The sequence below is a fragment of the Fulvivirga sp. genome (assembly GCF_040218215.1).
Classification (GTDB): domain Bacteria; phylum Bacteroidota; class Bacteroidia; order Cytophagales; family Cyclobacteriaceae; genus Fulvivirga.
Genome location: NZ_JAVJQL010000019.1, coordinates 18,082 through 44,399, shown reverse-complemented (window position 1 = coordinate 44,399; position 26,318 = coordinate 18,082). Strand labels below are relative to the sequence as shown.

Sequence of the window (26,318 nt, the reverse complement as noted above, 5' to 3'; positions counted from 1 at the left end):
GATGGAAGTACAACGTTATAATCGATAGATTACTTTCAACTAAGTAAAAACTTATCTGATTTTCATTTTGGCAGTTAAGAACAAAATGAGTCTTAGGCTGAAAAAGTATGCCTTTTGAGAGCACTTCACAAAGGCTAAAAAAACTTACGTGAAAATTCTATTACGCCAATTTTCAATATAAAATTGGGCAATACTGTGTTCAGATCGCAGTAGTTGGTCTATTCCTTTAATATTCACAAATACCGATGGAGTCTAATTCCGAGAAACTTGAAAGAAGCAACATTCAAGATGTGCTGGACCAAACGATGATCCAGAAGGGCATGTTGTTTCATTATTTAAATGAAGATAAATCCAACCTGTATAATGTGCAGATTGCTTTGAGGTTGGTGGGGCCTTTGAATGAGAATCTATTTTTTAAGGCGATAGAAAAGGTACAAGAAAATAACGAAGTTCTGCGCTCGGTGTTTGATTGGGAAAAAATTGATAAGGCACTTCAAATAATTCTAAAGCAGGGACAATTAAAGTCAAAAACCTATGATCTGACTGCTGAGAAGGCCAGCGATCAGTTAAAATTGATTCAAAAGATCTTGTACCATGACCAAAGGAAAAGATTCAACCTCAATCAGACACCAATACGGTTCTTACTTCTCAAATGCAATAAGAACGAACATATTTTTGTAATTACTCATCATCATATACTGTATGATGGTTGGAGCACTGGAATATTACTCAAAGAACTCATCGATAACTATAACCACTTGAATAGTGAAGAAGCCCTTACTAAAGTCAAAAAACCCAGCTATTCTGAGGTGGTGCTTAAATCAATTCAAGCCGTTAATCACGATCAACAGGATGACTATTGGCGGCAATATTTATCGGGATTTTCAATTGGTACTGGAGTGCCTGTTACCAAGAGTAGTGCCGATCAAGAGCGTGAGGTACATAAACATAGTATAACACTAAACGCAGAAAAATTAAATGTCTTCGCCTCTGAGAATAAGATCACAAAAGCTAGCGTATTATATTCTTTGTATGCCTTATTGCTTCATAAATACTCCGGAGATGAAGATGTAGTATTTGGTATCACCGTATCCAGTAGAGACCCTAGAGTTAATGGAATCGATAGGTTGATGGGCAACTTCATCAACTCTATCCCCTTGAGGGTTAGTGATATCGCAAATAGATCTTTTGAGGAGATTGCACATCAACTACAGGAAGATTTAAAAACACATACTCCTTTTTTTGGGACTTCGCTATTCGAAATCAAAAAGATATTGGGATTGGACCCTTCGGAAAATATTTTTAATAGCACGGTTGGGATTGAAAATTACCCCTTAGACAAAGGACTAATAGATAGCATTGATGGCGTTGCAATTGACCTGTATAGTTTATATGAGAATACAAATGTGGATTTAGCCCTGATTGTATTTATAAAAGATACCCTTCAGGTCGATTTTAACTATAAGGGAAACAAATTTGACAGTGGATCAATTGAAATACTGTCTCGGCATTTTACCAAACTACTGGAAAAAGCCATAAAAGAACCAAGTAAGAAGGTAAAGGACTTAAGCCTGGTTTCAGAGCAGGACATTCAAATGATTGAAGAATTCAACAAAAGTGAAGATGGTGTTGAGGTTTCAAATCATACGTATGTTAGCGAATTCGTATCTCAGTCGAAAAGAACTCCAGACCACGTAGCTGTGGTAGCAGGCCGGGAATCGATCACCTATGCAGAATTAGATCAAGAAAGCGACATGGTGGCTTCTTATTTAGCTACTCATGCAGCCAACGAACAGTACATTCTGTTATATTGCCCTATATCAATTGAAATGATCATTGCTGCCTTAGGAATACTAAAATGTGGGAAAGCATTTGTTCCGTTGGATCCTCAGATGGAATCAGATAGATCCTCAAATATTATAAAACAAAGCAGGTTTGGTTGTTTGATAACTAATCTAAAACAGAAGGGAGAGTTGGAGTTTCAAGGAGAGGTGATCACTTGGAAAAGGGGAGATAGAAAGTATGAACCGTACAAAGGAAATGAAGGAAGAGCCGAAAGCATTGCCTATTTAATCTATACAAGTGGTACCACCGGTAAGCCAAAAGGAGTGAAAATTAAACAAAGCAATCTGCTCAATTATTCAAAATGGCTTCAGAAGTATATCAGCTTAGATCCAACATGTGTTTCTCTGCTCACCTCCTCTTTTAGTTTTGATCTGGGTTACAGTTCTGTATTTCCTGTATTGATCAGTGGAGGGAGTGTTCACATGGTAAATAAAGACACTTATCAGAACCCTGACACCCTCACCTCATATATAGCTGATCATCAAATCACATTATTGAAACTAACTCCTTCCCTTTTTAGCACTTTTAAAGAAGCAGAAAATATATATAACAATGTTTTAGATTCGGTAGAGACGGTGCTTCTGGGTGGTGAAAGTCTACATCCGGAGGACATCAGGTCAATGAGTGAGTGTTACCCATCTATTAGTTTTATCAACCACTATGGGCCTACCGAAGCAACTATTGGCGCAATAGCTCATAGAATAGATAATCCTCATGGAGTGTCTGAACAGATAATTGGAAAGCCCATTGCTCAAAACAAGGTGTATATCCTTGATAATTGCAATAATATAATGCCACTTGGAATGCAGGGACAATTATGCATAACAGGGCCAGGTGTTGGAGCAGGGTATTTGGATGACTCGAAACTTACAAATGAAAAGTTTATAAAACTTGGGAATGCCAAGTACCAACTATATAAGACAGGAGATCTTGCCAAATGGCTGCCAAATGGTACAATACAGTTTTTGGGTCGGGAAGACAGACAAGTTAAAATTCGGGGATATAGAGTAGAATTATCTGAAATAGAGGCAAAGATTGCTTCTCACCCTTCGGTGAGTGAAGTAGCCGTCTTGTACCTAAACAATCACCTACTAGTAGCTTATTACGTGCAAAAGGCAGAATTAAGCCATGATGAATTGCCTGAATTTCTTACTAAGTTATTACCTGATTACATGGTGCCTGCTAATTTTATAAGAGTAGACCAAATTCCGCTGACGGCCAATGGTAAAGTTGATGCAAAGGAACTGAGCAAAATTGATTACGACAATGGGCCTGAGTATCGCAGTCCCACCACGGAATTGGAAAAAATGTTGGTGATGATTTGGGCAGAGATTCTTGGTGCGGAAAGAGTAGGGATAACAGATGATTTCTTTACGTTAGGAGGAGATTCTATCAAATCAATTCAAATATGCTCACGAGTGAGACGAGCAGGGTATGAGCTGCAGGTAAAAGAAGTTTTAAGGTATCGAACCATTCAAAAGATTTCTCATCGGTTAAAACCCAGAAATGTTATTGCAGATCAATCCACAATTCAAGGCATTGCTGACTTAACCCCTATTCAAAGATGGTTATATGAGAGTCCAATAGAACACAAGGATCACTACAATCAGTCAGTAATACTTGAATTTGATAAAATCATTGATGCCATTACTATCGATAAGATTTTCACAAAACTCATTTCTCATCATGATGCATTGAGGATGCGGATAGTAAATGTGAGTGACCGTTGGCAGATAGAGAATTTGGCAAGTGATCAGTATGCGGAGATTATTGAAGTGGACCTTTCAGGGAAGAAGAATAAAGATAAATATCAGCTGGAGGCGGCCAATGAGTTGCAAGAATCAATTGATGTAGAAAATGGGCCACTAATAAAGCTGTGCCTATTCCAAGATGAAGGTCATTGCAAACTATTAATAGTTGTTCATCACTTTGTGATTGATACTATTTCCTGGAGAATACTAGTGGAAGATTTTAATGATTTGTTAAACCAGGTTTTGAAGGATGAGCAATTGAAACTCCCTCTCAAGACAGATGCCTACTTGCTGTGGTCCACTTCCCTAAACGAATACATAAACAAAAAACAGCACCTGGAGTCACTCGATTACTGGGTTTCTGAAACACAAAAACAAAACGAACCTCTGGTTAGAAGTGGAAAGCCACAAATCAACCCAATTAAAACCCAGACCATTAGTCGGGAGCTTGACGAACAACAAACCCAAAGGTTGTTAAAGGGTTCAGGGCAGTACTTAAAATTGGAGATAAACGATATACTACTCGCAGCATTGTTTCTCTCGATGAAAGAGACGTTGGGAAAGAATAAAATGACGATCGATTTGGAAAGTCATGGTAGAGAGGAGGCAATCCTCAACATGGACCTGAGTAGAACAATAGGATGGTTTACGACCTTGTTTCCATTTGTTTTTGAGACGTCTAGCACCGATACACTGATGATCTTGCGGCAGTTAAAAGATAAATTACGGAAAATCCCCAACGGAGGATTGGACTACTTGCTACATAGATACTATGCTAAAGCAAGGTCATTAAAACAGCAACAATCACAAATCAAGTTTAACTATCTTGGGGAGTTTGATTTTAACAAACAGGCAGGAAATTTTCATGTCACTGAAGATTTCAAAGGTTTGGAATCCAACCCTGAGGATTGGAAAGGCTATGATTGGGAAATAGTTGGGTTGGTCAGGAATAATCGTTTAAAATTGAGTATCTCTTTTGTTGAAAATTGGTATGATAAGAGTTTTGTGAGCAGTTTTTTAGACTCTTATCAGAGGCAGTTGATGGATGTGGTGGAGGTTTGCGCACATCAAACTAAAAGAGTTTTAAACCCAAGTGACTTAACCTATTCGGAGCTCTCCATTCAGGAACTCGACAGACTTCAACAGAAGTATAATATTCAAGATGTTTACCCACTATCCCCAATGCAACAGGGGATGCTGTTTCATACGTTGTTAAACGAAAACGCTGGTCACTATAATGAGCAAAAAATGATTGCTGTTACCGGTAAGCTCAATATAGATGTTTTTGTTAAAAGCCTGGGCGATTTGGTGGATTCATATCCTGTGCTAAGAACGGCATTTCTACACCGCGATTTTGAACAACCCTTGCAGGTGGTTTTATCGGAAAGGGAAGTAAACTTTGAGTTTATTGACTTAAGAGATAAAATGACCGATGTGGAGGGAGAACAGCTTGTCGAGAGCTATTGCCTCAAAGATCAAAACATAAATTATGACCTGGAAAAAGACCCTCTGATGAAAGTAACTGTTCTTCAGTTGGAAGATGACAGGTACAAAATCTTATGGAACCATCATCACATTATGATGGATGGGTGGTGCATGGAAATGATATTGCAAGATGTGAGAGAGTTTTATAGGGCCAGGCTGAAAAATGAGCAGATTGTATTGCCTGACCCTACACCTTATTCCTCCTACATCGCCTGGCTAAGAACACTGAATAAATCGAAGTCACTTAAATACTGGGCCGATTACCTTGATTCTTATGAGCATTCAATAGGGGTGCCTGTGAGCAAAGCGGGGTATACCCAGCGCCCCTATAAGCATAATACAGAAAGATTACATTTTGATCCGGAAGAAACAAAACGCCTCAAGAGTTTCTCAAACAGCGTAAAAATTACCCTTAATAATATTTTTACAACCATTTGGGGTATTGTTATTGCCAAATATAATAATGTAGATGATGCTGTCTTTGGTATGGTTGTTTCGGGGCGACCTGCCGCAGTTGATGATGTTGATAAGATCATTGGTCTATTTATAAATACTATTCCTGTACGTATTCAATTCAATTCAAACCAAACCGTTTTAGGCCTTTTTGACCATATACAGCAAAAGGCACTTGAGAGTGAGCCGCATCATTATCAATCACTGGCAGAGATCTTTTCTGCTCACAGATTAGGGGACCGGTTATTTGATCATTTCATGGTTTTTGAAAAACATACGGTGCTCAATTATCAAAACCACAAAGGCGAGGAGGACAGCTTCTGGATAAGTGATTATCAACGGCTAAATCTTAATAATAATTATGATTTCTGGATTAGAATCTCTGCGCATAATGAAATTGACATTAGCTTCGAATACAATGTAAATCGATTTGACAGCGACCTTATCTCAAGCTTAGCAGCTTGTTTTAAGAGAGTTTTGAATCTGGTTATAGAAAATCATGGCATCAAGGTTAATGAGCTAGATTTATTTTCGGCTGAGGAGAAAGCAAAATTTGTCGAAGGCTTAAGAAGCACCCAACGACAGATTTCTAAAGACAAAACTTATATCCCATATTTTAAGAAGCAAGTGTTTAAAACTCCTCAAAACATTGCAGTAGGTCATAATGGAGTACAGCTTACTTATTCAGAATTATATAAAAGAACATTGAGCCTTGCCGAAAGGATGTATCACAAGGGGGTAAAGTCCGGAGATCGAATAGCCATCTTTCTCCCAAGGGGTATTGATATGCTCACAGGAATCCTGGCTGCGTTTGAGTGCGGTGCTGCATACGTGCCAATAGATATACATTACCCTCCTCATCGTATCAAGGAAATATTGACAGACAGTGAAGTGGCACTAATAGTCATATCTGAAGATCTGGTCAAAAAGTCAGAAGAGATAATATCGGTAAATCAAGCATACTTATTAGTCGAGGAAATAGAGACGAAGTCTGCGAGTAGCACAGAACCCCCATGTAAAAAAAACACCTCAGACTTGGCGTATATGATATACACCTCGGGTTCTACCGGCAGGCCCAAGGGAGTTCAAATCCATCAATTGGGGATGATAAATCATATCCAGGCCAAGATCGATGCACTTGGCCTACATGCGGGGGATACCATTGCGCAAACAGCATCACCATGTTTTGATATTTCCGTGTGGCAGTTTTTGGCGGCTTTGTTGATAGGTGCTAGGACTGAAATTATTGACAATGATGTTATTTTAGAAACCAGGGAGTTAATAGCCACCCTTGAAGATAAGAAGGTAACAATCTTTGAATCTGTACCCTCATTACTGAGTGTGTTTTTAGAAAATTTGTCGGATAAAACTCACCGAATACTGCCTGAGCTAAGATGGATGATACCTACTGGCGAACCCCTCAACGACACACTGGTCAAAAAATGGTATGCATGTTTTCCTGATATTCCACTACTAAATGCCTATGGCCCCACAGAAGCCTCTGATGATGTCACACACTATGTGGTGCCTGATTTAGGCGATGAAGCCACTGTCATCCCTATTGGCAAACCTATTCAAAATACCCAGGTAATAATTATGAACAAAGATATGGAGGTGTGTCCACCTTGGGTATCAGGAGAAATTTGTGTAGCTGGTATGGGTGTAGGCATGGGCTATTGGAAAGCCAAAGAAAAAACAGAGAAGGCATTCGTTAAAAACCCATTACAACTGGCTTCGGGCTATAATACATTATACAAAACAGGAGATCTTGGCTATTTACAGCCAGATGGTAATATCGTTTGTTTGGGTAGAATAGATGATCAGGTGAAGATTAGAGGTAATAGAATAGAGCTGACAGAAATAGAGGTCGTTTTACACAAGTTGACAGACCTTAAGGAGGCAGTAGTAACAACTCGTGGGGTAGGGTCTGAAAAACAACTTGTCGCTTTTTATGTGGCCAGTCGTGAGCTGTCTAAAGAAGAAATAACAACACACTTGTCGACATATTTGCCTGCTTATATGATACCGGTATATATGGTACAGGTAGATAAAATACCCCTTACCACAAACGGGAAGGTAGATTACAAACAGCTCCCAAAAATCAACTCCGAGAAATCGGATGAGCTAGAACTTCCAGCAAATGATATCGAAAAGCAACTAGTAGATATCTGGTCTTTGGTCTTGAAGATGGATAAAAATGAGATTGGTGTTGAATATAGCTTCTTTGACTTAGGAGGACATTCTTTATCAGCAACGATTTTGATAAATAAAATTCAAAGACACTTTGGAGTTGATATCAGGCTTAAAGAAATCTTTGACAAGCAAACCATTAGGCAGTTGGGCCAATTTATCGCGGCTATAGTGCAGCCAGAAATCGGGCAAGATACCAACAAAGAAATTATAGAAATTTCGATATGAGTATAGATCAATTTATAAATGATCTTAGAAGCAAGCATGAGATAGTACTATCAGTGGTTGGAGGTGAACTTAAAGTGAAGGTTCCCAAAAACAATCTTAACGATGAGCTGATAAATCACATCAAAAGCAAAAAATCTGAGATCATTTCATTCGTTGAAGAAAATAAACGGTTGGGCACTTCAATTGGGAAGGCGCCTCATAGGGAATTTTTCCCCTTGTCTTCTGCGCAAAGAAGGATATATATTCAGCATAATCTTGATACAGACAATGTGGCCTACAATATGCCAAATGGCGTCTGGATATCTGGGGCTCTTGATGTTATCAAATTACAGAATGCCTTTAAAAGGTTAATTCAAAAACATGAGATTTTAAGAGCCACTTTTTATACCATCAATGACGCCATTGTTCAACATATCAATGAAAACATCAACTTTGAAATTGATATTATCCTGGACATACCTGAAAATCCATTGCAGGATTTTGTACGCCCATTTGACCTGGAAAAAGGCCCGTTACTGCGAGCTGGGTTAATAAAGTATGAGGAAAACAGGCATTTGCTTCTAATTGATATCCATCACATCATTACAGATGGTATATCTCAAGGGTTGTTGATTAAGGATTTTATGGCCATATATAACAACACAGAAGCCTTAACAACTCAGTACTTGTACCGAGATTATGTAGAATGGTCATTAAGTGAGCATTACAAAAAGGAGCAAGAAAAGCAGAAAGTATTTTGGTTAAAAGAGTTTGAAAACAAGGTCCCAATTCTAGAGCTACCTACCGACTTCAAAAGACCTTTGCATAAGGCATTTTCAGGCGACCTTATCCGATTTGAATTTGATAAACTCGAAACACAAAAATTACAACAATTGGCAAAAGATCAAGACGTAACAGTCTTTATGCTTCTTATGGCCATCTACTTCGTGCTTTTGTCTAAAGTGAGTAATCAGGAAGATATAGTAATAGGGACACCAACTTCTGGCCGACAACACGATGACCTGGCCGACCTTTTAGGGGTCTTCGTAAACACGCTCCCAGTAAGAAATACGTTGTCGGGCATTATCAGTTTTAATAAATTCTTAAACATTTTAAGAAAGAAAACTTTACAATGTTTTGATAACCAGGCATACCAATATGACGATTTGGTAAAAGCATTGGATATAAAGAGAGAATCTGCGCGTAACCCATTATTTGATGTCACTTTTTCTTATAAGAATTTTGAGAATCAGACACTCAACTTACCCGACTTAACAATATCTCCCTATGAAGTTGATCATAAGGTTTCTAAGTTTGACTTGATGTTGACCGCAGGGCTTGAGGAGGACAGAATTGTATGTGAGTTAAATTATTCAACAGAATTGTTCGAGCACCGGACGATAGCCAGATTTATAGACTGGTACAAACGAATTGCTAATGTGGTGTTGGCAGATTCTCAAACTAAAATCTCAGATATTGCTATAATCCTTGATCGTGAGAAGGATTTTATTCTCAACGAGGTGAATGCGACACGAGCTGAGTATCCCCGTGATGCTTCTGTCATAGAAATGTTTGAGCAGCAAGCGAATAAGTCTCCAGAGGCAATAGCCATAGAATTTGGAGAGGACAAGGTATCATATAGAGATCTTAATCGTTTATCTGATAATTTGGCCATAGACTTAAAAGGAGCAAATCCTGCTGCAGGAGACAGGGTAGGTATTTTAGCAGGAAGGACATTCGAATCCATAGTGGCAATGATCGCCATTTTGAAATGTGGAGGGGCCTATGTTCCTCTTGATCCGGATTATCCTGTCAGTCGGCTAGAATCGATGCTAAGCAGCTGCCAGGCCAGTGTAGTGTTAGCTCATCCTTCCTTTACAAATAGACTCAACCAAAAATATGATGTAATTCCCATTAATTCTGATGACCTGGATAGTAGAAATACAGATGATCTTGATAAAATGCCAACCGCTGCGGTTGATTTGGCCTATATCATGTTTACATCAGGTACCACGGGAGTGCCAAAGGGTGTAGGCGTTACACATAGAAATATTTTGAGGCTGGTGATCAATAGCAACTATACACCCTTGGACGATTCGATACGGGTCATGCAAACGGGGGCACCATCTTTTGATGCCATTACTTTTGAAATATGGGGGCCACTTCTTAATGGAGGTACTGTATGTCTGATTGACAAGGACAAATTACTGAACACGGAAGAGTTGACCAGCACATTGATTTTTCATCAGGTAAATACGATGTTTCTAACAACACAGCTGTTTAATCAACATGCAAGTGTAGACCCTAGCCTATTTGGCTGCCTCAAACATCTGATGGTAGGAGGTGAAATATTAAACACAAAATTAGTTCAGCTTGTTTGTGAAGCAAACCCTGATTTACATTTCAGTAATATTTATGGTCCCACAGAAAACACCACGTTTTCAACTAGCTGTACGATAAATGCTGATAATCTGGAAGTCTTACCGATTGGCAAGCCTATTAGTAATTCATCAGCATATATTGTTGATAAGTATAACAACCTGCAGCCCATTGGTATTCCGGGAGAATTGCTGGTAGGGGGAGATGGGTTGTCGTTAGGATATGTTAATAACAGGGAGCTGACGGACAAGAAGTTTATCGTTGATCCTTTTGCTCAAGGTCAAAAGGTTTATAAGACAGGAGATCTTGCCCGATGGTTACCCGATGGTAATATCGAATTCATCGGCAGAATAGACAGCCAGGTTAAAATTCGTGGCTTTAGAATTGAACTAGGGGAAGTAGAGCATCAGATACGTAGTCACTCAAAAATAACCGATGCCGTTGTAGAAGTAAAAATTCATAATTCCACCAAGCACCTTGTAGGATACTATGTCTCTGATAAAAAAGTATCAGAAAGGGAAATTGGAGAATATCTGTCTTCGAAACTCCCGGAATACATGGTGCCGGCCTACCTGATGCGTGTGCCTTCAATGCCCATAACTTCCAATGGCAAAGTAGATAGGAGTAAGTTGCCTGAACCTTCTTTTAAAACCGACAAATACCAAAAACCTACTACACCAGAGGAAAAAGTAATTGCAAAACTTTGGCAGGAAACCTTAGGGATAAAAAAAGTTGGTGTAAACGATAATTTCTTTAGTCTGGGGGGTGATAGTATAAAATCGATCCAGATTTGTTCCAAAATAAAGGAGGCGGGCTATAATGTTACGGTAAAAGATATTTACAATTTCCAATCGGTAAGAGAGTTGGCTAAGCATATGAAACCAAGAACCGCTTTTTCTGTAGAACAAAAAGCAGCTGCAAAAGCGGCACTTACGCCTATTCAAAGGTGGTTTTTTGAAACCACTTCTACCGACACCCATCACTTTAACCAATCGGTGCTTCTCGAATTTAAGGGTGGATTAAAAGGCCAAACTGTTTATAAAGTATTTGATCATTTGATGGAGCACCACGATGCTCTGCGAACTGTGCTTATCGAGGAGAAAGGAGAAAGGATGATGGAATGCTTACCAAAAGAAAGGTTTGCACTAAAAGTTGAAGAATATACTATAGATGAAGATAATCTACTTGAAGATATAATTAGGGATCGTGCCAACTGTTTACAGTCAACGATAAGTATTTCTCAAGGTCCACTGTTCAGATTGGCATTATTTCATAAACAGGACGGATGTAGCTATCTGCTTATAATCATTCATCATTTAATTGTTGATGGGCTGTCATGGAGAATACTATTTCAGGATATTGAAATACTGATAAATCAACTCTCCTCTTCAGCTAAGATTCAATTACCTGAGCAAAGCAACTCGTTCCTGGAGTGGTCACATTACTTGCAAAACCGATTGAAAGCGAAAAGCTACATTGATGCGGTAACCTATTGGAAGGGCTTAAGCCACGCAGATGTCAAATCGTTTGACCGGGATAAACTAGGAAGAAATACTGTAGGAGAAAGTTTAAGAAAAACATTTACCCTGGATTCGGGATATACAAAAAAACTTCTATCGTCAGCCAATATCCCCTTTAAGACTAATGCCAATGATTTATTAATTACCGGTCTTCTTTTGGCTTTTAACAGATATTATGGTTGCAAGGCTGTACAAGTAGACCTGGAAAGTCATGGCAGACATCAGGAAAGCTACGATCTCGACATCAACCGCACAATCGGATGGTTCACTTCTATTTATCCTGTAGTGTTAAGGTATGACAATGGGTCGTTGGATGAAACGATACGGTCTAATAAGGAAACCCTTAGAAATGTACCCAACGTGGGTTTGGATTATATGGTCATGAAGTATCTCGATCATTCACAATCACTAGATCATATTCAACCTTCACGGATCAGCTTTAATTATCTGGGGCAATTTGATTCGGACATTGAGAATAAATCTTTTTCGATTAGCAATTTGGATATTGGAAACAATATTTCTCCAGACGCGAATCGACCATATGAGTGGGACGTTGCCGGATGGGTGGTTAAAGGACAGCTAGAGCTTGGTATCAGATATAGTGGAGAACAATATCATGAAGCTACAATCGAAGGGTTTATTAATGATTTGGAGGCTGTACTCAAAGAACTCATAGACTACTGTCATAATTACAAAGGAGTTAAACTCAGCCTTGCGGACATTACCCATAAAAGCCTGAGTTTAGCTGAGTTGGATAAGCTACAAAACAAGTATGATCTTGAAGATGTGTATGAGTTGTCTCCGATGCAGGAAGGAATGCTGTTTCACTCAATGTATTCCCCACAATCTGCACATTATTTTGAGCAAATGACATTTAGGTTGGAAGGGGAGCTGGAGTTGTTGCAGCTTGAGAATAGCATGAATGAACTTATTAAGAGAAATGCCATATTAAGAACGGCCTTTGTCGCAGAGGGGCTTGATTTCCCTGTTCAGGTTGTTTTACGGGAAAAGGAAATAGAATATTCGTTCCATGACTATCGAAAAATTCGGGGAAGAAAAGCAGTAGAGGAAAAAGTCAAAGAGTTTTTAATTAAGGATAAGTCAGAGAAGTTTGACCTTGCTTCAGGTGCCCTTATGCGTTTATCTCTATTACAACTTAGAGATCAAGAATACGAGCTTATCTGGGATTTCCACCATATTCTTATGGATGGATGGTCGGTAGGCAAAGTCATCAACGAGTTTGTGCAACTATATTTAAAAAATATAAATGGAAAGAAGCTCGCTTTAGCAAGGTCTAAACCTTACAGCAAGTATATCAACTGGCTGCAATCGGTTAATAGACAGAAATCATTAGAGTACTGGGAGCAGCAATTAAAGGAGTATAATCAGTTGGCTACTCTTCCACAAAAGCCAGATATAGAAACTTCAGATGCACCTGTCGAACTCCAGTCACAAACCCTTGTCTTGCAGAAGAAAGAGAAGGAGAAGTTGGATAAGATGTGCGCAACAATGGGCGTTACTGCAAATACTGTTCTTCAGGCGGCTTGGGGGCTACTCCTGATGAAATATAATAATAACAACGATGTAGTTTTTGGGTCAGTTGTTTCTGGTCGACCGGCAGATATAGAAGATATCGACAGCATGATTGGCTTGTTCATCAATGCTATTCCCGTGAGAATCAGATCAGATTTTTCGGAGACAATTCCCGAGTTTGTGAGGAAGGTTCAGCAAATAAGTGTGACGGGCGCTGATCATCATTATATACCACTGGCGACTGTTCAAGGAGCCCATCCACTAGGAAGAAAACTACTTAATCATATTTTCATTTTCGAAAATTATCCAGTTGAGCAGTCTCTTCTGGCAAATCATGACCTAAACAACACTGCCCCATTTGAGGTGAAGAGCTTTCAGATGAATGAGCAAACAAACTATGATCTGACTATAATAGTTCTGCCTCGGGATGAATTCGAAATCCGTCTGGATTATAATGTAAAGGTTTATTCAGAAGGGGTGGTAAAGCAGGTGTTGGATTCTTTACATCTCATTTTAACATCATTCTTTGATGAAGACATCACTGAGTTAGACCATGTTAAATGGATATCTGAGGACTATGACAAAAGAGTAAAAACTGTTGACAGCAGAAGGAAGGGCAATGATAGTGATAGCCCCATTGAAATATTCCACAATCTACAAGCGAAGCCTGATTCCAATGTCTTAATCTCAGGGGACAAAAGGTTTTCCTATTCCGATATTGATAAAATGAGCGATTTACTGGCCCTCGAATTGAGGCATACATACAAAGTTCATGCACAGGATCTGGTGTGTCTTGATTTACACACACCAGATCTCATGCTGATTGCTACGCTGGCCGTATGGAAAGTAAGTGCTGAATTTTTTATTATTCAATCGGACCGCTCCTATGAAAACAGTCAGAAGGTTTTTGGGCCAGAAATAACCAAAGTGTATTTAAGAGATAACATGGGATTCTTGCCAAACGATGCTGGGTTTACTATAAACCTGGAGGAGTTTGATTTCCATGAAGACACATCCTCAGAGGCACCCAAGCCTGGCTCGGAAAGAGCTCCGTTGTTCTATTTTGAAGATAACAGTGGTAAAGAGTTTAGAGAGCATACCATATCTGCCAGTTCTGTGACCGGCCTTCTTTCTACTTTTAAAGAAGTGCTCGGTCATAAAGGTAATTCAAATAACAGTGTTCTCTTCCTTGATACTGTTCGCTCAGAGTTTGAAGTTCTCTGTTTACTATCTGCAGTATTCAATGGTTATGTCGTATTAGCCAAGCAGCCGGTAGAAAAGGACAAATTGGAGAGTAAACTTGAGATAGAATCTCCTGAATGGGTTGTTGGGGCATCATCAAGTATATATCACCTGTTAAAAGCGGAAAATTCTATCTTGAATGAGAAACAAAATATAATAGTAACAGATGGAGAGTTGCTGTCGAACTTTTCAAGAAAACTAGCTACAGAACATTGTTATAACATTTTCAATACACTGGTTATTAAAGGCCAGGCCGCATTCATTGGTTTTGTTGCTTATAAACAGGCTGATGAGCATTTTACTCAGAGTTTTCTGGGAAGTCGAAAAGCATATGTTTTGAATGACCAGCAGGAATTGATGCCAATAGGTGTTCGTGGAAATTTATACATAAGTACTAATGCAGACGTGAAGAGCACAAAAGTTCGAGGGAATGATGAACATATTTTCCCCAATCCCTTTGAGCCAGAAAAGCTTTTGTATAAAACCACCATAATGGCAGCTTGGGATGAAAGTGATTCGATAATAGTTTTCGATGAAAATGAGGGAAACAATGATCCTCTTACCGTAGAAAAGTCATTAAACAAGCACCCTGCTGTAGAATATTCGGTGATTAAAAAAATTGAGAAGCAGGGTATTCACAAATCACTGGCCTACTTTAAAAAAATTGAGAAACAACCATCAATTACAGAAAAAGAGGAGGTGGTTATAAACAGCCCTGTCAATAAGGTGAGCTCGCTTGATGAGGCCGATAGGAAAGACCTGATAAAAATAGGTACCGGACCAAAAGTCAAAGTCCCTGAAGACAAAACATTTACCGAATTACTTATTGATCAAACAGCAAAAACACCTGACAATACTGCGGTTTCATGTGGCGGGCTTGAGCTCAGTTATAAACAATTATTTGAGCGGTCTGTGGCTTTATCCAACTATTTGGATGATTATAACCTTTCTTCGAAAGCCAGAATCGCCCTATATATGCCTAGAGGTATAGACATGCTAGTGTGTATTCTTGCTGTTTTTCAAAGAGGCTCGGCCTATGTACCAATAGATACAGGGTATCCATCGGTCAGAGTAAACCAGATTTTAGAGGACAGCGAAGTCGAACTGGTACTGTCGACAGAAGATCTTATCCCGAATATTGATGAGCAGCAGTTGAATAGTCTGAAGTCATGCTTGTGTATAGAAAACCTACAACACCTAGAAAATGTAGCACCGGTTGAGCAGGCAGCTATCAACAGAAAGCCCAATGATATTTCTTATATCATATATACCTCAGGAACTACCGGAAAACCTAAGGGTGTGATGGTCCACCAACGCGGAATGATCAACCACCTCTATGCAAAAATTAACAGCCTGAAAGTATCCCAAAATGATGTGATTGCCCAAACAGCATCTTCATGTTTCGACATCTCGGTTTGGCAATTTCTGTCGGCATTGCTGGTGGGGGGTAAAACATTTATTATAAACAGCGACACCGTCATGAACCCATTGGCACTAGCCCATACTTTGAAGCAGGAACGGATAACAATAATGCAGTCGGTACCTTCGTTGCTGACGCTTTTTATCAATGAAATGAGTGAGCAGAATGTTCATTCTTTAGGGCATTTGAGATGGATGGTGTCAGTTGGCGAGCCTTTAACAGTTTCACAGGTGCAGAAATGGTATAGCCTTTATCCTGATATCCCGATACTAAACTCCTATGGGCCCACAGAGGCGTCTGATGCAATCACACATGATGTAGTGGACAGACCCAAAAAAGATCAAGTAACCATTTCTATTGGCAGGCCTATTCAAAATGCTAAAGTGTATATTTTAAATGAGCACATGCAGCTATGCCCTTATGGTGTGACAGGAGAAATTTGTGTAGCAGGTTTGGGTGTTGGAAAAGGGTACTGGAAAGAAAAACAAAAAACGGAACGGGCATTTATTCCTAACCCTTTCGATAGCGATCGAAATTTTAATACACTTTATCGAACAGGAGATCTGGGGTATTTACTTCCCGATGGAAATTTCTTTTGTTTAGGAAGGCTAGACCATCAGGTAAAAATTAATGGCAACAGAATCGAGTTAAACGAAATCGAACACCACCTGGCTGAGTCTGATGTGATTAAAGAAGCGGCAGTCGTTGTTATAGAGAGTCATGACAAGAAAGTTTTAAAAGCCTTTTTCGTTTCTAAGAATGATGTCTCCGGTAAACAAATCATAAAGTTTTTATCTTCTAGGTTACCAGATTACATGATCCCTCATTTGTTTCAAAGACTGGGGAAGATGCCCCTTTCTACGAATGGAAAACTCGATAGGAAAAAACTTAAAGAATACCATTCAACTTATAGGGGAGATTTAAAATTCGAGTTGCAGTCTTATTTGTCTTACTTTCTACCAGGCCACATGATTCCTGACTTATTCATCGAAACGGAGGGAACAGAAGTGGAAATCAGGGAGCTCGAATCATCGCCCAATTTATTACAACTGGAAGATGATCACCCAAAGACCGAACAGGAAAAAATTCTTCTGAATATTTGGTCAAAAGTGTTAAACATAAAGAACGTAAAGCCTACAGATAACTTTTTTTATATTGGTGGGGATTCGATTAAATCCATCCAGATAAGTTCTAGAGTGAGATCGGTTGGGTATGATATCACAGTAAAAGAAATCTTTGAAAACCCTACCGTGCGGGAGCTGGCCTTAAAGCTGAAAAAGTATGTAGAAGCGTCTGATCAGTCACCGGTTTTGGGTGAGTCTATTCTATCTCCAATACAAGATCATTTTTTTGCTCAACATAGGATAAATGATCATCACTATAACCAATCGATCTTGTTAGGCCTTGCCAAAAGAGTTAGTCCCAACCTCATCAAAACTGTATTTAAAAATCTCTTACAGCATCATGATGTGTTGAGAAGCATCTTTCATACATCAGAACGGCCGGTCATTTCTGAGCAACTTGATCCCGATAGTGGTTTTTCAGAACCAGAAGTGATGCTTTATACTGACAAGAAGAAATTTGACACTGAGGAAAAAAGACTTGTGATCTTTAATGAAGTTCAGTCCAGCCTTAACCTGTCTAAAGGGCCTCTTCTAAAGATGGTTATGTTGGATATGGGTAGAAGTTACCAACTTTTAATTGTTGCCCATCACCTGATAATGGATGGGTTTTCGTGGAGAATCTTGCTTGAAGACTTCAACACACTTATAAAGCAATCTTTAGAGAATAGCCCGTTATCCTTACCAGCAAAGACAGACTCGTATAAGGCTTGGGCCCAAGACTTAGAGGTGTACAAAAATTCTCACCACTATAAACAAAGCCGTATATTTTGGGAAAACTACTTGAAGGCGGCCCCTCAACATCAGTTAAAGCCTGACAACCCCAAAGGAAGTAGAAAAGTGAAGTATACGCAGGTTCAGTCGTTTACACTTGAGTCGGATCTTACTGAAAAATTGACTACTTCTGCCAACTCCGCATTTAATACCCAAATTACAGATCTGCTGCTATCAGCGTTTTTGTTAAGTATAAAACAGCCTAAGATAAGTGTTGAACTTGAAAACCACGGTAGAGAAAATGTTGGCAAAGTTAATGTCAGCAGAACCATTGGGTGGTTTACAAGCATACATCCAGTTGTGTTGGAGCGTGTGGTTGGAGCACCATTATCATCTGTTATCAAAAACGTTAAGGAAACAATTCGTTCCGTGCCCAACAAAGGAATGGATTACCTCCTGCTTAGGCAACAACTTCTACAAGATGGGGTTGGAGTTGAATTAATAGAAAATGCTCAAACTGTTTTCAATTACCTGGGAACGATTGATAACAATCTGGAAGCGGAACATTTTAGTCTGCTCACTACACCTAAAGGGCATGAAATTTCTCCCGAAGCAACTAGAGATTATGAATGGGCAGTATCCGGAATAATAATTAATAAAAAATTAACTATAAGTGTATCGTACAGTGAGCAACGATTTGGAAAAAGTACAATGCAGGATCTTGTCGCTAAATTCAGAGATAATTTGATACATATAGCAAACTATTGCCAGGACAGAAACCTGCCGGAACTGACCCCCTCTGATGTAACATTCAAAGATGTCAAATCTGAGTGGTTGGCTAAAATTCAACAAAATCAGCAATTGGAAGATGTGTATCCTCTTTCACCCATGCAGGAAGGGATGCTTTTCCATTCATTAATGGATAGCGAGGCCAGCTATTATCATCAGCAAATTCGATACACAATAAGAGGTGAGGTTAAAATAGCTTCTGTGGAGGCCGCAATAAACCATATTGTAAAGCATCATGCAGTGCTGAGAACAGCATTTTACTCGGAAGACCTGGACAGGCCGCTCCAAGTTGTGCTGCAAAATAGGAAAGCGGATTTTAAATTTTATGACTTTTCCAACCATGACGACTCAGAGATGGTCGATTTGGTTAACAACATCCTAACGACAGACCTCGATAAACGTTTTGACTTGGCTCATGGGACACTATTTAGGCTTACGATTGTGAAGACCGCAGCTAAAGCTTATGAATTCATTTGGAGTTATCATCATATATTGATGGATGGCTGGTGTTTGGGAATGGTTGTCCGTGATTTTATGTTAGGATATGCTCAGCATAAGAGGGTGGGTTATTTAAGTCCGTTACCGCAAGCAGAACCTTATTCAACCTATATCAAGTGGTTAGAAGAATATGATACACAATTAAGTCTTGATTTTTGGAGCGATTATTTGGAAGATTATGAGCATGCTGTTCATCTTCCACAACTAGACCGGGCGAAGGATGAGCAACAGTATACACCTGATGTTCTAAAAGTGGTTATTTCGAAGAAGCAAACGGCTGAACTGAAGAAGTTAAGTGCGGTGCATGGAGTAACCTTAAACAATATATTGAAAACGGCATGGGGGATACTTCTGGCGAAATACAATGGGCTGGATGATGTGGTTTTTGGAGCAGTAGTGTCTGGCAGACCTTCTCAAATAAAGGGTGTTGAATCTATTATAGGTCTTTTTATCAACACCATACCTGTAAGAATTCAATTGGAAAACGAAGAATCAATAATCGACCTGATCAAAAAGGTACAAAATGATGCTCTGCTCAGTGAGAACTATCACCATACACCTTTACCAGACATCCAGTCTCTAATAGACAGCGGGAAGGAAATAGTGGACCATATTTTTATATATGAAAACTTTCCGTTATCAGATCAAAACCAGGCGCTGACAGATACCCTGGATTTTGAAATATCAAATGTGGAAGTCAAAGAACTGAATAACTACAATTTGTCGGTAACAGCGCTGCCTGGTGATGAAATAGAGGTTCTTTTTGAATATAATGCCGAGGCATTTGCAGCGCATATGATTAGAGGAATGGCCAATCACTACCACACTATTTTGGATCAAATTACAATTGATATTAACCAGGATATACGTGCGGTAGAGTTTCTAACAGCTGATGAAGTTGAGTTCTTTGAGAGTATCAATAGTCATAATTTAACTTACTGCCCGGACCAAAATTTCCTCTACCTACTGAAAAAGCAAATAGATAACAGCCCCAATAAAGTGGCCGTTTCTCATGATGGCCAAACCTGCACGTATTTGGATCTATGGAGGCGGTCTAACAGGATTTCTAATCTGTTGACTGAAAAACTTGAAATCGGAGTAAATGATTTTGTATTGATAATGATGGAGAAATCAATCTCGTTAATACAAAGCATACTAGGAATATGGAAGTCAGGAGCAGCATATGTGCCTATAGATAGTAATTCGCCAGACCATCGACTTGTCGAAATTATTTCAGACCTGAGGCCGGCAGCTGTGATAACTGATACTTCAAATTTTGAAAGGCTTTATACTCTAATGAATAGCGTAGAACAAAAAGTACCTCATTTGATTTTCGGATCACAAAGTACATTTGACCCTGACTACCTATCAGAGTGCTATTTTGAAGAAGTACTTTCACAACACTCCCATGAGCTTATTTCAAAGAATTTCTCCAACGAGAATATTGCATATCTCATATATACTTCTGGCTCTACGGGTACACCAAAGGGGGTATTAATAAGTCATGACCAGTATCTAAGTGCAGTTTATTCTTGGCGAAAAGATTACAATCTTACAAAGATGACAGTTAATAGCCTTCAATGGGCCAGCTTTTACTTTGATGTTTTTGCCGGTGACTTGGGACGTACCTTACCCAATGGAGGACAGCTTGTGCTTTGTTCAGATGATAAAAAAACCGATCCGGAATACTTGAGTGAGCTTTTGGTTGAGCAGGAGGTCACCGTTTTCGAAGCGACTCCCGGATTAATGATCCCTTTGATGGACTGGATCTATCAAAAAAATGTAAAACTGGAGGCTCTCCAATTATTAATTGTAGGTGCAGATACCTGCAAGGCCGATGATTTCAACCTGCTGCAGCGTAGATTCGGTGCAGATATAAGAGTAGTAAATAGTTATGGACTTACAGAGTGCACCATTGACGCAACCATTTATGAGTATGATGAAGATATTCCATTAAATGGGCCACTGCCCATTGGGAGACCTGTATCAAATACTGATGTTTATATACTCAATGCATGGGGTAACCGATTGCCCGTGGGTGTGTCTGGTGAAATATGCATCGGAGGACCAGCTGTGGGGTTAGGGTACCACAATAATAATGAACTTACCTCAGAAAAATTTGTTTCCAACCCCCTCAATCCTCACCAGATGATTTACAAAACAGGAGATGTTGGTCAATGGCGTAAGGATGGAAATATTGAATTGCGGGGAAGGGTAGATGAGCAAATAAAAATCAGAGGCTATAGGGTTGAAATTGGAGAAATTGAAAGTAAACTAGCGAGGCTTGAAGCTGTTGATCAGCTTACGGCTTCCTTTATGGAGGTTGATCATGAAAAAATTCTGGTAGCGCATTATAAAAGTGCATCATATTTCGAGGAAAGTCGTATTCGTAAATCTGCGGCTAAATTGTTGCCAGACTATATGTTGCCGCAAGCCTTTGTCAGAGTAGATAACTTTCCGCTGACAAGAAATGGTAAAATAAACAAACGAAGTTTGCCAAAGCCTTCCTCCACAATATCTTCACCTGGAATAAGCTCAAAACCATTAAATCAATGGGAAACAAAAATGGCCCAAATATGGTCTGCAGTGCTTAAAGTTGATCAAGACGATATTGGTTGTGAGAGTAACTTTTTCGAACTTGGTGGTCATTCGATAAAGGCTTTTCATTTGATCAATAAGATTTATGAGGTCTTCTTAGAGAAAATTTCGCTAAAGGAGATATTTCAAAACCCTCGGCTGTCAGATGTTACCTTGTTGGTACAAAGTGATTCTAAAACTGTCGAAGATAAGATTGTGAGGCTGCCTGACCGTGAGTTTTATGACTGCTCCCCCGCTCAGGTGAGACTATTCTATTATCAACTCCTTTATCCTTTTACAACGGCTTTTAACAATGTTTCAATTGTAAAACTTGCCCATGATGCTAAACTTGATGTTTTGAAAGGTCTGTTCCAACAGTTAGTTGATCATCATGAAATTTTGCGTACCAGTTTTGATCTTTCAGAATCAGGCGTGATCCAACGAATTCATAAAAATGTAAAAGTAAATTTTGAGGTTATAAAAGTAGAAGGTCATTCATCTCTTAAAGCAGCTATAGAACATTTCATAAGGCCTTTTGATTTAGGTCAGCATTCCATGTCGCGTTGTGGGTTGTTTACTGATAGTGAAGCGGGGAATGTACTTGTAATTGATATCCATCATATCATCTGTGATGGGATGTCTTTGGATCTTTTGATACGAGATTTTAAGAAACTTTCTGAGGGAGTAGCACTTAAGCTAGCAAATATTAGGTATATAGACTATGCAGAATGGCTAAAACAGCAAAAGTCGAGTCAAATTGCGCTACAAGAATACTGGGCCAAGCAATTGTCGGGAGTACAAACTGAGCTCAATCTCCCAATAAAGCAAAACAGAAATAATGTAATAATAAATGAAGCTGAACAGGGTCAACTCCTAATTGAGGGGGAGCTTTACCATAAATTCAAAGAAACCATAAAAAGGGCCCAGGTATCAGAATTTATGCTGTTGATCACAGTTTATTACATTTTGATTTCAAAATTATCAGGGCAAGAAGATATCGTCATAGGAAGTGATGTGGTAGGTCGTACCAACCCTCAACTGACCGATGTTATTGGTACGTTCATTAACCTACTTCCGCTAAGAGTTACTGTAGATCATCAGTTGCCATTTTCAGAATTATTGGCAAACGTAAAGAGATGTGTTACTGAAGCCTATGATCACCAAGATTTTCAGTATGAAGATATGTTGGATCTGGTTGCCAAAAACACAGATGTTGGGACCGACCCACTGGTTAAACTTCACTTTGCTTATGCTAATTTTATGGATACGCATAGCGAAATAAAGGACTTAGGTTTCGAGCCAGTTGAAATTAATGCTTCCAGATCAACCCAGTATGAATTCAAACTCGAAGTAGCAGAGGTTCCTGAGAGTCATCTAAAGCTGGATTTTATATATAGTGTTGATTTGTATGATAATGAAACAATGATGCTGTTTATGGACTATTTCCACTTTATCCTCTCTTCAGTACTGGAGAGAGAGGATATATTGATAAAGGATATCAACTTTATAAAGACAGCTTCCGAGCACATGTAGCATAAAAATTACAGTTTTTTCTTCCATCACTTTTAATAGACATAAATAATGTGTGGTATTTGCGGTTATTTAAATTTTGGGGACAGGATGTCTCAACAGGACAAGCTTGTGATCACCGAAATGAATAAAACACTGGTGCATCGAGGTCCCGATGAGCAGGCTATTTCTGTGTTTGATAATGTGGCTTTGGGGTTTAGTAGATTGAGTATAATTGGGTTAGAAACGGGTATGCAGCCTATTTACAATGAAGACGATAGTGTGATTCTAATCTGCAATGGAGAGATTTTCAATTACATTGAGCTCAAACGAGACCTGGAATTAAGTGGACATCAGTTCAAAACAGAATCAGACGTAGAGGTGCTCATTCATCTATACGAGGATATAGGAATGGACCTTTTAAATAAAGTTACAGGTCAGTTTGCTTTCGCACTTTATGACAAAAAGAAACGCCAACTTTTTTGTGCGAGGGATCAAATGGGAATAGTACCGTTATATTATACGCTTGTAGAGAGTACGTTCATATTTGCCTCTGAGATAAAAGCATTACTAAAGCATCCGAAAGTAAGTGCAGAATTGGATCTGGTTGGTCTGGATCAGGTAATGACTTTTGCCGGGTTAATTAGTCCCAGGACAATGTTTAAGGGGATTAAAAGTTTGGCAAATGGGCATTACCTTACTGTAAATAGCGCAGGCGAGACGGAACTAAATGAATACTGGGATCTAATTTATCCAGAAGGAGAGGTTCATTCTACAGGTACGAGCAAAGAGGAAAAGTTGTACACTGGGAAATTAGAAGAATTATTGGACCGTTCTATCAATTTAAGACTTAGGGCTGATGTACCCTCAGGGCTTTATCTTAGCGGTGGTCTGGATTCTTCAATCATAGCAACAAAGGTTAAGCAGCTGAGACCTGACGGCCAAAAAGAGGCTTTTTCTATTGACTTTGTTGATTCTCGCCATTCGGAGTCAATATACCAGAAACGTATTGCAGAAGTGTGTCAAATGAATCTCAACCAGAAGATGTTCTTTTTTGAAGACATTAGCACACGCCTAAGAGAGTCGATTTATCATAGCGAATGCCCAATCAAAGAAACATACAACACGGCCTCTCTTTCTTTGTCAGAAGCAGTAAGAAAAAAAGGAATTAAGGTCATATTGTCTGGTGAAGGTGCGGATGAATTTTTTGCTGGTTATGTGGGGTATCGGTTTGATAAATTACGTGCAATGAAAATGGTGGATAATCCCACTGAAAAGGCAGAAGCTAATCTCAGAGACCGCCTTTGGTGTGACCCCGATTTTTTTTACGAGATGAATTATTTAAAGCATAATAAGCTTAAACATGATCTTTACGCTAAGGATTTAAGTTCTGAATTTGATGAGTTTGACTGTCTCAACCATTTCGTAATTAATAAGAATAGGTTAAGAAACAGATCCGTATTAAACAGGCGGGCCTATATAGATTATAAGATCAGATTGGTGGATCATCTCGTGAGTGATCATGGAGATAGAATGGCACTGGCAAATTCGGTAGAAGTAAGATACCCTTTCCTTGATATCGATCTTGTAGAATTTTCTACCACCATTCCTGAAGACCTGAAACTAAATCAGCTAACAGAAAAATATATACTCAAATCGATTGCTCAAAAGCTCATGCCCCAAGAAGTGGCCCAAAGGGAAAAATTTCATTTTATTGCTCCCGGGAGCCCTTACTTGCTCCAGAGTAACATAGAGTATATTAATGACTTACTATCCTATGACCTCATTAAGAGGCAAGGCATATTTAACCCTGACACTGTAGAATCCCTTAAGAAAACTTACGGCCAGCCAGGTTTTCAAATAAATGCACCATATGAAAGTGATTTGCTCATAATAGTAATTACGCTGGGCATATTGCTTGATACCTTCTTTGGTGGGGGTAAGGAAAATTTTGTTGCTGGCAGACCAAGTTCCGAGTATATCAATTCATATTAAGGCCTGACCCAGCAGAATAGATATTATTAAATACATTACGCGATGAAAACTATTGACAACCTGAAACACATTACCAAGGAGGAATTTAATTCAGACTATTACAATAAAAAGCCATTCCTGTTAAAGGGAGGGATAAGAGAAACATCATATTACAAAAAGTGGACCCTGGACTTTTTATCCGATATTCTAGGCTCAAAAACAGTTGTTGTGAGCAGCAATATGAGTGGGGTTTACGACTATTCTGATAAAGGAAATGTTACCAAAAAGCAAATGAGCTTTGCCGATGCGGTAGACAAAGTAATGGACAGTAAGTTCGGCAGATCCTTTTATCTTACACAAACCTCGTTAACCGAAAATTTCCCGGAGTTAATGCCTGATGTTCAGGTCAGCCATTTAAATACTGATGAGGACCACTTGAATGCGCCAAAGCTTTGGATAGGAGGAGCGGGCTGCGTTTTTCAGCTTCATTATGATCATAGCCATAATTTTTTCTCACAGTTGACGGGGCGAAAGAGAATTACCTTTTTCTCACCAGATGATAAAAAGTATCTCTATCCAAATGAAACGTTCCAAGATACCCATATAAGTAAAATAGATTACGATAACCTGGACACAAAATCATACCCATTAGCAAGTAAGGCTACACCATATGATTGTTTGGTCGAGCCTGGAGATTTATTATACATTGCTCCCGGCTGGTGGCATCTGGTGAGGTCTTTGGATCTGTCCATAAGTCTAAACTACTGGTGGGAACGTTTCGACCTTATTGAAGGAGTGAACCTGGAGGCCTTAAGTACGGAGCATTTGTGCCAGTATATTCAGGTTTTCTTGGAAAAAGGGTTGAGCATTCAGCATAAAGATCATACGGGTGAATATTTGATTGTAAAGGCCGTTCATAAAGGTTATTTAAATGTAGCAAGAGCATTTTTATTGCTTGGAACTGACCCTAATTCCATTAGTCAGGTGATTTCTCCGGGAAGTTCACTTATGGAAATAGCAACAAAAAATCGCAATCTGCCAATGGCCAGTCTGCTGGAAGAATTTGGTGCGCCAGTGCCCTCGAATGTTTAATACCCGTTACCCACTTTTC

4 protein-coding genes are annotated in these 26,318 nt (G+C 39.1%); all 4 read left to right on the top strand.

Translation table 11 applies throughout. The annotated features are described in order from the left end of the window. Window positions 1-245 precede the first annotated feature (245 nt). The 4 genes from RIB54_RS14485 to RIB54_RS14470 are packed head-to-tail and all read left to right on the top strand — an operon-like array spanning window position 246 to window position 26,299. Window positions 246-7,952, top strand: a complete 7,707-nt coding sequence (locus RIB54_RS14485) for a non-ribosomal peptide synthetase (RefSeq protein ID WP_350101555.1) — start codon at window positions 246-248, stop codon at window positions 7,950-7,952. Further along, entirely contained in the window at window positions 7,949-23,257 is a 15,309-nt protein-coding gene (locus RIB54_RS14480; RefSeq protein WP_350101554.1) for a non-ribosomal peptide synthetase, read from the top strand. Before RIB54_RS14485 ends, RIB54_RS14480 begins: the two co-directional genes overlap by 4 nt. 48 nt (window positions 23,258-23,305) lie before the next feature. After that, window positions 23,306-25,228 carry an asparagine synthase (glutamine-hydrolyzing) gene (asnB, locus tag RIB54_RS14475; protein ID WP_350101553.1) on the top strand — a complete coding sequence of 641 codons (1,923 nt, stop codon included), beginning with the start codon at window positions 23,306-23,308 and terminating at the stop codon, window positions 25,226-25,228. 42 nt (window positions 25,229-25,270) lie between these two features. Further along, complete coding sequence (locus tag RIB54_RS14470) at window positions 25,271-26,299, top strand: cupin-like domain-containing protein (RefSeq protein ID WP_350101552.1); 1,029 nt, start codon at window positions 25,271-25,273, stop codon at window positions 26,297-26,299. Window positions 26,300-26,318: the final 19 nt, after the last annotated feature.

Coding starts and splice junctions, on each gene's coding strand:
- asnB (WP_350101553.1), top strand. CDS start 23,306: ATGTGTGGTATTTGCGGTTATTTAAATTTTGGGGACAGGATGTCTCAA.
- RIB54_RS14485 (WP_350101555.1), top strand. CDS start 246: ATGGAGTCTAATTCCGAGAAACTTGAAAGAAGCAACATTCAAGATGTG.
- RIB54_RS14470 (WP_350101552.1), top strand. CDS start 25,271: ATGAAAACTATTGACAACCTGAAACACATTACCAAGGAGGAATTTAAT.
- RIB54_RS14480 (WP_350101554.1), top strand. CDS start 7,949: ATGAGTATAGATCAATTTATAAATGATCTTAGAAGCAAGCATGAGATA.